Origin of the sequence: Paracoccus sigandri (assembly GCF_003709565.1) — a bacterium.
GTDB lineage: Bacteria > Pseudomonadota > Alphaproteobacteria > Rhodobacterales > Rhodobacteraceae > Paracoccus > Paracoccus siganidrum.
Window position 1 is genome coordinate 1 of sequence record NZ_QNRC01000058.1, and the last position, 10614, is coordinate 10614.

9 protein-coding genes and 1 pseudogene are annotated in these 10614 nt (G+C 57.1%); 3 read left to right on the forward strand and 7 right to left on the reverse strand.

Annotated features, from left to right (window positions below; translation table 11 throughout):
• Positions 1-103: 103 nt before the first annotated feature.
• A pseudogene (locus C9E82_RS22825) lies at positions 104-454 on the reverse strand (transposase family protein); the annotation flags it as partial.
• A 475-nt stretch (positions 455-929) separates the two neighbouring features.
• Between C9E82_RS22825 and C9E82_RS22830 the strand changes: the two are divergent.
• Both C9E82_RS22830 and C9E82_RS22835 read left to right on the forward strand, forming a co-directional pair.
• A complete protein-coding gene (locus C9E82_RS22830) occupies positions 930-1820 on the forward strand; it encodes an AraC family transcriptional regulator (RefSeq protein WP_119896595.1) in 891 nt (296 codons plus the stop codon).
• 49 nt (positions 1821-1869) lie between these two features.
• Complete coding sequence (locus C9E82_RS22835; protein WP_119896594.1) at positions 1870-2472, forward strand: hypothetical protein; 603 nt, start codon at positions 1870-1872, stop codon at positions 2470-2472.
• 120 nt (positions 2473-2592) lie between these two features.
• On the opposite strand, the gene C9E82_RS25475 is transcribed toward C9E82_RS22835, so the two are convergent.
• From C9E82_RS25475 to C9E82_RS22865, 6 genes are all read right to left on the reverse strand, one after another.
• Positions 2593-2826: a transposase gene (locus C9E82_RS25475; protein ID WP_170161973.1), complete on the reverse strand. Its 234-nt coding sequence runs from the start codon at positions 2824-2826 to the stop codon at positions 2593-2595.
• A gap of 10 nt (positions 2827-2836) precedes the next feature.
• Positions 2837-3979: a transporter substrate-binding domain-containing protein gene (locus C9E82_RS22845; protein ID WP_244936069.1), complete on the reverse strand. Its 1143-nt coding sequence runs from the start codon at positions 3977-3979 to the stop codon at positions 2837-2839.
• Between the two features lie 155 nt (positions 3980-4134).
• On the reverse strand, positions 4135-4962 hold the full coding sequence (locus C9E82_RS22850; RefSeq protein ID WP_147393029.1) for a hypothetical protein: 828 nt from the start codon (positions 4960-4962) through the stop codon (positions 4135-4137).
• Between the two features lie 52 nt (positions 4963-5014).
• The gene (locus C9E82_RS22855; RefSeq protein ID WP_119896599.1) at positions 5015-5422 is read right to left on the reverse strand and encodes a lysozyme inhibitor LprI family protein; all 408 of its coding nucleotides are present in this window, start codon (positions 5420-5422) and stop codon (positions 5015-5017) included.
• A gap of 189 nt (positions 5423-5611) precedes the next feature.
• Positions 5612-5980 (reverse strand): hypothetical protein, encoded by a 369-nt coding sequence (locus C9E82_RS22860; protein WP_119896592.1) that lies wholly within the window; start codon positions 5978-5980, stop codon positions 5612-5614.
• Positions 5981-6019: 39 nt separating this feature from the next.
• Positions 6020-6631: an outer membrane protein gene (locus C9E82_RS22865; protein WP_119896591.1), complete on the reverse strand. Its 612-nt coding sequence runs from the start codon at positions 6629-6631 to the stop codon at positions 6020-6022.
• 328 nt (positions 6632-6959) lie between these two features.
• On the opposite strand from C9E82_RS22865, the gene C9E82_RS22870 reads away from it, so the two are divergent.
• On the forward strand, positions 6960-10454 hold the full coding sequence (locus C9E82_RS22870) for an autotransporter outer membrane beta-barrel domain-containing protein (protein WP_119896590.1): 3495 nt from the start codon (positions 6960-6962) through the stop codon (positions 10452-10454).
• The last annotated feature ends 160 nt before the right edge of the window (positions 10455-10614 follow it).

Below are 10614 nucleotides of genomic sequence, written 5' to 3' on the forward strand. Positions count from 1 at the left end.
ACGAAAGACCATCGAACATCGGCGCTTGCAGCACCGCAAGCTCGCCGCATAACATCAACCCCAAGACGAGGCCCGCTCTCCGCTAATCTAAGCCCCGATCTGAGCCAAATGTTCTGACGACGGACACCTGCAAGCGCGAGGTGCGTCGCATATGCGGTCGGGTGACGCCGGGCGGGAACCGTTCGGCGAAGATCCGGGCCGGACAGCTGGGCGCGCGGCAGCGAAAGCGACGAACCTGCAAGACGATTTCCACGGCTCCCCCATGCGCAGGAACATCAGCCGGCCGACGTCGATACCGACTGTGGACATGGTCCGAGATGCTCCCGCAGTGTGGACAGGCAGCCGCAACCTCCGAAGAGAGGGCATGGATACGGACCGTATTACCATCGAGCTCGATTTGATCGGTCCCAAGCCCTACCGGCAGAAAACCTCGGCGCGAAAACCACGACGCCATCGCCAACCTCCCGTGAAGAAGGTCAAAATGTAGCAGCACAGAAGATCAACTGCACCAGATCCACGCCAGACTCCCTTTTGGACGCCGAACAACAGGTGTCAGCAATCCCTATTGGATTTCCTTTTGCCCTTCTCGACACCCTGGGATAAAATGCGAGGACTTCAAGCTTTCGAAGACTTGGCATGCCCTGCGTTCGATCTGACCGAGTTAGGCCGTCTGCTGCTCGCCGGATTGACACCGCAAGAGCTGCGACAGACCCGGGGGGGGCGAGGCGAAATAGCGGGCGGAAGCCGTGTCATCGCAGCCGGGGGCCCAGCGGCGATCTCCGTTGCCCTGCGCCCATCATGGCTGGCGACGTCGTGCACTGCACGGACGGCCACGCAACATACGAGCGGATCGCCAAGGGCGAATGCAGCTACCCAAATGGAACCACCTCCGGGATGCCCGGGACGCATCAGAGCAGTTTGGATAGGAAATGAAGATTGAGAACCGGAAAAAATCATCCGATTGCCCGCCTCCCCGGGCGATAGATATCGTGCCCCAGAAATGGGGCCCGAAGTATTATGGTCCACACGTTGACTTCACACTGACACGAACAAATGCAGGCAAGATAGAGTTTACCGCCAGTTCGCATTTTATCCTTATCCTTCTGACGCCGCAGGCACGGAGGAAAACTATGCTGTGCTCATCTCGCCGACAGGAATATTACGCACCTCCGGGCACGGTGGAATTGGTGCCAGCCGGAGGAGACTACACCGCAGAATGGTCGAAGCCGAAGGAGAACATACTTCTCTCTGTCACACCCGAGAACCTGAACAACCTGAGCATCAAGGAATTCGATCTCGAATTGTCGGATCCCCCATTGTTCAAGGTTGGAGATGCGGACCCAATTGCACACAAACTGGCCAGTTTGATGAGAAGCGAAATCATCAATGACGGGGATAACAATCTTTACATGGAGTCCCTCAGCATTGCATTGCTTTCCCACCTCATCAGACGAATGACCAATGCCGTCGAACCTGAGAACTACAGTCCGAGGTTAGGCGGACTGGCACCATATATTCGCCGCAGGGTTGTCGAGTATATACACGAAAACATTCATCGCACGATAAAAATTAGTGAACTTTCCGACATGCTCGATATGTCATGCGGGCACTTTTCGCGCAGTTTCGGCGCGGAGATGGGTATATCTCCGCATCAGTACATTATGAAACTGAGGGCGGAGCGTGCAATGTCATCTATTGCCAATACAGACTCGCCCATCTCACAGATCGCGGACGCGCATGGCTTCTCCAGCCAGTCTCACATGACGGTTGTTATGAAGAAACTTTTCGGCATAACGCCGGGAGAGTTAAGACGGAAGTGATCACCACCTTCCGGCATATGTAATCATAACTTCAAAATTGTAAAATAGCATGAGTGATATTCATAGCGCAATCAATGGCCCTGAGGTCTTCACCCATGTCCGCATTATTCTTGGCATGGTACTAGGGCTCAGCGTTAGCCGTTTAATCACAGGGATGACTCGCTTCATACAACACCCAGCCCGGGAGAGGATATACCTTCCACACTTCACGTGGGCCCTATTCCTTGTCTTGTTCATTATTCACTTCTGGTGGTTCGAGTTCGCGCTTGCCCATCGCCAGGATTGGTCATTCAACATATATATCTTCCTAATATTTTATGCCTTCCTGTTCGTCGTGATGTCAGCCGTCATCTTTCCGGATAGGATAGACGAGTACCAAGGCTTTGAGGATTATTTCAAGAAGCGCCGGCGAGTTTTTTATATCCTGTTGCTGATTCTATTGACGGTTGACGTTATCGACACGTTAATAAAAGGAGGTGATTACTATGTCTCCCGGTACGGTTGGTATTATCCGATCAGGCAGGCAATTTTGATCGCCGGCACCTTCGCCGCACTGGCATGGAGGTCGAACCGCTATCATACCATCTTTGCCTTATTTGCACTCATCTTCGAGGTAATTTGGATTGTCAGCTTATTTGAGGTGATCGGCTGATCATAACCGACCGATTGTTACCGCGGCGATTGGACTTGATACGGGCGACGAGTTCCGCGTCATCGACAAAGTCGTCGAGGACCGCGCGCCAGGTTTCGGTGGTGATGCGCCCGTCCCTGATCAGCCAGACGAAGGCCACGGAAGAGAAGAGCCGGCACATGAAGCGGATGTATGCGGACCGGGGTTATTGCGGAACTCTGTCGTCGGGAGATGAACTGGCCCCTTCTTCCGATCATGCCGCCAAGCAAAGAGCTGCTGTCGGGTCACCTCATGGCGCTGCGCCACTTGCGTCACCGTCGCGCCCGCCACCCAGATGACAGCACGATCCCGAGCTTCTTCTCGTCGCTCCATCATCAGATGAAGGTCAATTCCTGCTTCCGAAATACTCCAGCTTCAGGTTCTCCAGCGTACCATCTTCCTGAAGCTCCAGAAGCTCCAGTGTAGTCGGTATCGTCAGGTTGCTTTCACGTGGGAAGGCGAAGCCGTATTTGTCCGGGTGAAACAAGTTGCCGACCACCGCCAGATTGTCCTTCGGATGGGTAAGGGCATAATGTTCAAGGATGGGCGCGTCTCCTACCACAGCGTCGAGTCGCCCCTCGCGCAGCGCGACAACCGAAGCATCAATATTAACATATGAACGCGTGGCGATACCCATTTCCCGCATATATTGCTCAGCAACACTTCCGGAAAAGACACCAACCGTATTGCCGGGCAGGTCCGACAGCGCGGAAATGCCCTGAACCAGGGACACGGTGGTCATGACGCTGGTCACCGATGAAGTAATATAGGCGATAACCGTGACGCCGACGATAAGCCAGATAGCCTGCCAGATGCGCCCAACCCAGCCGAACAGGTTCTTGCGCGTAGTTCGGCCGGAGGTGATAGTCAACATCACCTGATAGAAGCTTTCCGCAATAGATTCACGCCATCGTCTGGGATGATGCGGATCAAATCGCCGATCAAAGAGTGACAGGCCAACAGTGGCGATCAGGATCATTGACAGTAGAAATATGTAGGCGCGGAGGTGGCCGGCATCCTGAAGCCCGTTCAGCATAGCCCGAAACCCACCTCCGCCCTGACTGGGCACCATGATCCTTAACCCGGCATCATACCACGGCTGGGTGAATGCGATTTGTTCGGCGCGTTCACGGGTAATGGTCAGATTGGTAACAGCCGCATCCAGCTCGCCACCGGCCGTGGCACGGACCAGTGAGCCGAAGGTCGGATAAGTGGTATAGCGAAACGCCACATTCATCCGGTCGGCAACAGTCTCCCAGAGATCGATTGCCATGCCGGAATAACTTCCATCGCCGTTCTCCAATACGAAAGGTGGGCTGACATAGACTCCAACCACCAACTCTTCCAGCGGCGCGTCCTGCGCGTCGCTACGTGTCGCGGTCAGCGCCACAAGCAGTGACATAAAGACTGGTATCAATATACGCATCAGCCGGTTGCTTTCCTCGAGGTCGTGAGAGCCATCGTGGTCGCCGGGGTCGCTGTAAAACACTCCGGGTATCGAAGGGTCTGCAAGCGGACCCCCGACAACCATAGCTTAGATTTGCTGGTGATCTGTTGTTTGCTGTTCCATTTTGAAACGTGTGCGATTGGTTGCGATGCGAAGTCGTGGCCAGAGACACCGATGGCTTTCCTACAGCGCGCCTGTCACGGCTTCGGCTCGGCATCGACCTCCTCTTCGATCAGGGTGCAATGCAGTGCGACGGGCATAGATTGAATGACGTCGTCAACCGGGCCATCAATGAAATCGCAACTTATGAAATTGTCGTCGCCGCTGATGCGAGCAGTGAAGACATTGACATTAACGTTGGGGCGACCCTCTATCCATTCGAGGTCACTCTCGCCAACCTGATCGCCAGTGATCTTGGCGATTCCCGGCGAAGCCGGCACCTGCACGGTTTCCGTGCCAAGGTCAAATCGCCCGACATCATCAGCGAATTCCTTACCTTTGGCAGAAGGCTCGCCATAGTAGGAGGCTGACACGATAACCTCCTCATGCAGCGCGGCCAGACGTTCCTCCGCCTTTGCCGAGAAGGTCAGATCGACCGTGAAACCGAATGGGGAGCCTGCATTATCGTCGAAGGTGACCTGGTCCGCGAAGCAGGTCGCAAAATTATGTGGCGCCCCCAGATCTTCGGCCCATTCTATCAATTGCGGGGCTTCGGAAGCTTCGGCAATGCCGCCCCACACATCCTTGAACTGCTTCTTGCCACCGACCTCTTGAAAAAAGAACATTGCCATATCAGCAGTGGGAATGGATGCGTTCACAGCGCTCCAGTGACCGCCTCCCAGGAACGATTCAACCTCGACATCTGAAGGTTTGAAACGCTCGGATGGCTTCAGATCCTTAGAAAATGCGTCGACGATCAGGTGGGCATATTCTCTGGCGCGCTTATCGGTCAGGTTGGTGTCGATACCCGCGCAAGGATCAACCCCCTCAGCCAGAGCAGGTGCGCCAGTTGCGGCAAGGACCATCACGACGGTTGTGAAATAAGCCGCTATTCTCACTGTATACACTCCCAAGCTGTTAATCGGCGAACGGAACGGGACAGGTCATATCGCCCTCTTCGCATTCCAGATACTGTCGCAGTTCATGTGCGCGCTTCTGCGTAAGGTCGGCCAGGCACAGATCGTGCGCCATGGGATACGCGCTGCCGCCGGCTGTTGCCGAGGCGGCGAAGGCGCATTCCGCATCGCGAAACGCGATCCAGGCTCGCTGTGAATCGCGCAGAAGATGCCGCGCGTCCACGTCATCAGCCAGTCGCTGTCTGATCTCATGGAAATACCTGTTCAAATCCGCGTCGGATTTCTCATAGGCTTGCGCCGCGCAGCGGTTCATTGAAGCCTGATCCATTGCCTTATCCATGCACTGATCCGCCTGCGCGGCAGACAGGGATAACGTGCAGAATATCGTTGCCAGGACGATATGTTTCATAGACGCCTCCATTTTTTCGTGACAGCATTCCTCGCATCTCCGGCAAGAAGAATATTAACCCAAGTGATCACCTATGAAACCAAATTAATCGCAATAGCTTTACAGGCTCGCTTGTGCCCAAGCGAGCCTGCGGGTTCTTAGGGGGCCTCCTCCAAGCCGCTTGTCGTGCCTGCCTTGACCGGCTAGGCGTTATGTCCGCTGGAAGACCATTCCGCAATTCTTGGCGGCCGAAACCTGCTCGATTGCCTGCATCTGACCACGCAGTTGTGCAACCTCCGATGTGGACTGGTCATTCCCGTGAACGAACAGAAGTGCCGGCCAGAACACGACCAACCCCGCCGCCACAGCGACTTCGTCGCGAGTTCGATGGCGGCGCTGGACATTCGCCGCATCATGCGCACGATTCGAGACAGTGATAGCCTCGGATGCCAGTTGCTGGCAGGACATGTTCTGATAGGTTGCAGTCGAAGTATAACCCGCACGAATATTGTCAGGGTTCTCGGCACACGCCGCGAGGGTGCAAGCGACGCCAAGAGCGGATAGCATTTTGAGCTTCATCGTGTTTCCTTTCCAAGATGCTCCGCAAGGAGCAAAGTTTCAGAATCGGTAGGACACGCGGAACCGAACGGACCCGCCATCAACTTCCATGTTGTCGGGATCGTTCTTGAAGTCACTGAAACGATAGCCTTCCCAGGACCCGCCGACCAGCCACTTGTCGGATACGGCATAATCGGCGCCGATGCCGAAAACTGCACCGCCGCTTTTCCCATGGGCACGGTCGGCGCCCTCGGTCCGGACATGCGCATAGCCTGCCAAGCCATAGACCAGCCATTTATTATGGGCATACCCCACCTTGGCGCGAACCGTCATCAGGCGTTCGACCTGCCAGACATCACTGTCGGCGCTGGAGTGATCGAAGGTAATCTCTCCACCGATGACCATGTTGTTGTGAAGCTGGTGGTTATAGCCGGCATGGATCCCGTAGACGCCGCCGGTCGCGTCATCGACGCCGTCGAGATTTACCGAGAAATCCGAATAGCTCATCTGCATACCGGCATAGAAACCGGTCCAGGTGTTGCTGTGGCTCGGCGCAGGTGCTGCGGGCGCGATCACGGGGGCTTCAATGATCGGAGCCGCATACGAACCAGCATTTGCCGCGCCGCCGATGGCCAGCGCCGCAATCGACATGATACCAAGTTGTTTCAACATTTATCCTCCAAGGGGTTAGCATACAGAAACAGGCCGACAGCTTCCGCTCTGCCTTGGTCCGGTCATATTATCCCACAGCATCGAGCCGCAACTTCGGGCACCTGCACAGCCGCAGAATATGTTCGTTATGTTATAAAATGTGCGAATCATGATAGTCATAGCGGGATGACGGTCGCTAGGACTGTGTACTGTCTGGCTGGTATGGCCGGATTCTGGATGTGCGGCTGCTGGCGAAGACGATGTTGAACACCGGCGGAAAACCGGGGGGCGACTTCGGGGCGCGTCGCGGCATCCGCGCCGGGTAATTTCGTATGAAGAAAGAGGCGACATGGTGGTGTGCAACGTGTTTGGAAATCGGAAGTTCCTGCTCAGACAGCTTGGCGGGTCGACGGCTGGGCTGGCCCTGCTTGTAGGGTTGGGCCTAGCATCATCTCCGGCCTTGGCCGATCCAAGATCAATCCCGCTTGATTACCTGTATGTTAAGGACGACAAGGGGAATGACGAACTCAGCCGCATCACCATCTGGGTTTCCACAAATGATGGTCAGCGACGGCAGATGCTGTTCGACACCGGTTCGGACAGTGCCAATATGCAGCTCGGTTCCGATGTCAGCGGGGTGAAGCCGACGCCGGACACTGAGCCCCGAGGCTATTTCTATGGTGACGGCACCTATGGCTACCTGTTGCAGCAGGTCGATGTAGATGACATCGCCTATCATGCAACAGACGGGTCCGAGCACTTTACCCTGCCGGTTGAGGAGCAATCCACCTATCAGGTGGCTCGGATCGTCGATGTCATCTACACGGCCGATTACAAGGGGCCGGAAAAGCCGCTGCTGAGCGCGGATCCTGTCTATGTCGTCACCAACGAGGATGGATCGAAAACAGCCTATTATGCCGACCTCAATGCCCGCAAGCAGATGTCACAGGACAAGCCCATTGACGATAACGGGACCCTTTGGGGAACCTTTGGTGCCGGCAATTACCTGCGCAAAGAATGGGCAAGCACATCAGGGCTGATCGGGCGGGCGACGAAGACGGGCTATGTCATTGCCGCCAACGGCAATAGCGTGTCGGGCAAGCAGGATCTTACGCCGGGTTGTTCCCCCTGCCTGATCGTGGATGTCAATTCTGCGGTGCGTGCACAGTTCACCTCGGTCATGCCTTGGGGCGACAAGAGCGCCGTCGACGCCAAGGACAACTTGCCGAACTTCCCCGGATCTGGCGCACCTGCCTCGGCCGAGTTCGAGGGGAATTACACCCTGGCATTCGGTGACGATGACGGCGCCCCCAGCATCACCAAGGTTGCCACGCTACTGGACACCGGCACACCCGGCGGCGGACAGATCACCATCAGCACGGCGCGTCTGAATGCCCTTGTCGCGTCCGGGGTCAAGGTCGACATCGACAAGGATGGCAACAAGACGATCCCCTCGCTGAACCTTGTGGCGGGGGATGGTATGCCGGTCGGTCTTTCCAACATTGATGTCGTCGAGATCGAGGGAAACGCAGACACGCCGGTGCAGTTCATAGCTGGCATGGATTTCTTTGTGAGCCAGTCGGTCATGTATGACCTGGAAAATCAGTCCACCGCCTATACGCCATATTTTGTCAGCGCCAACAATTTCACCACGGATACCCCTGCTGTGGACGAAATCGGGCTGTCGCGGGTAACGGCCCAGATGGGCAGCCCGTTCCCCATGAAGGATGATGACGGGACCGAATACACCGTTGGCTATTTCGGCGCGGCCGGGGTGATCTCGGGCGCTGGCGATCTGACGGTGGCAAAACACGCCCAATTGCGGCTTTCCAATGCCAACACCTATACCGGCCAGACCGTGATTGAGGCGGATGGCACGCTCGAACTGGCCGGCATCGGCAGCATCGAAACTTCATCGCGGGTGGTGGCGGATGGCACGCTGGACATCGGCGACAAAGGCAACCGCATCGCGCTTTGGGGGGTGTCAGATGCGTATAATGATGCAAGGATTCGCAGCCTGTCCGGCTCTGGCACGGTGCTGCTTTACGACCGCAATCTGGTACTGACGGCGGCGCAGGACAGTTTCAGCGGGACGATCATCGACCTTGACGCCGAGAAGAAGCATCACGGCGGTGGTCTGATCGTTCAGGGTGGCGTGCAGACGCTGGCCGGCAACAATCAGTATACCGGTGCAACCACGATCAATACCGGTGCAGGATTGATCCTGACCTCGAAAGGGTCGCTTGCCAGTAAGGCTCTTGTTTCCGGCGGTTTTGCCAATGACGGCACCGTGAATGATCATACGACCGTGCAGAATGGCGGCACGGCAGGCGGCACCGGCACCTTCCACGGCTTGACGGTTACCGATGGCGGCGCGGTAGCCACCGGCGGCGTGGCACCGTTGAAGGTTGAGGGAAGCTTTACCCAGCAGGCAGGCTCGACCCTCGTATTTGGTCCGGTGGCTGGGGGTGCCCAGCCCGGCATCGCTGTCTCGGGTCAGGCGTTGATCGAGAATGGCGCAAGCGTGACACTTGACCGCGCCACGGCTGGGCGGCTGTCGCTCGGGCGCGAGTATCTGTTGCTGGGCGCAACTGGCAGCGTCTCTGGTGGCTATGACACGCTGGCGGGGGATCTGGTGACGAATGCACCGTTCCTCAGCTTTGCGCTGAACAATACTCCTGCCAATGTTGTGCTGGAGGTGGAGCGTTCGGATATCGCCTTCGCCGATGTGGCACAAAGTGCGAACCAGGCTTCTTCGGCTTTCGGGCTGGAGTCACTGGGCAGCGGCAACCCGCTTTATGATGAGGCACTTTATCTGAGTGCCTCTGAGGCAGCATCCGCCTTCGACTCAGTCTCGGGCGAGATCCATGCATCAATGCAGGGGGCGTTGATCGACGAAAGCCACTTCCTGCGCGATGCGGTGAACGGACGTCTACGCGCGGCATTCGGGACGGTCGGTGCCTCGAAGAGCCGCGTTATGGCCCTGACCGCCAGCGGGGCGGTCGATGCCGTCGCCACGATTGATGGGCCGGCCTATTGGGGCCATGCCTTTGGCGCCCGGGGTCGGACAGATGGCGATGGCAATGCCGCGCAGCTGGACCGCAGAACCCATGGTCTTGTCCTTGGCTATGATGCGCTGGTCGAGGATTGGCGGATGGGCGGCGTGCTGGCGATGAGCGACAGCTCGTATGACGTGGATGATCGGGTTTCCTTAGGATCAGGGAAAGGGATCCATCTCGGGGCCTATGCCGGCACGGAATGGGGGCAGACTGCCCTGCGTGCCGGGTTGACCTATTCGACTTACCGTTTGAAGGCAGATCGCCACGCCGCCATCGGTGAAATGGCCGCGCAGCTCTCGTCAAAATATGACGGGCACGTCTGGCAAGCCTTTGCCGAAGTCGGCCACCGTGTAGATCACGGCAACATGGCACTGGAGCCCTATGCCGGGCTTGCCCATGTCCGGCTGCGCACAGACAGTTTCGCCGAACGTGGCGGCAGCATGGCGCTTGGGGGTGCGGAAGGGGTGATGAACACGACTTTCACCACGATCGGGTTGCGCGCAGCTACGACGATCAGATCTGCTGAGCATGACCTCGCGGTCAGCGGTGGAATCGGCTGGCGTCATGCCTTCGGTGACGTTGACCCGGAACTGGCAATGGCATTTGCCGGGGGCGCAGCCTTCGACATCGCCGGCGCGGCAATTGCCCGCAACGCGGCTGTGCTGGACCTGGGCGCCGACATTAACCTTGGAGAGAGGGCAACCATGCGACTGGACTATCAGGGCCAACTTGCCTCGGACGCGCGCGAGCACCGCCTGGCTGCCACCTTCAGTATGCGTTTCTAGAACCCGGATCATCCGAAGGAACGGAATGAGACGCTAGGGTCAGGATGCATTGATTTCTGTTGCGCTGCGTGATTCACGCCTCCGAAAACGGAGCGGTGACATGAGCGATCTCTTCTGGCTGACCGACGCGCAGATGGCGCGCCTGGCTCCCTTCTTTCCC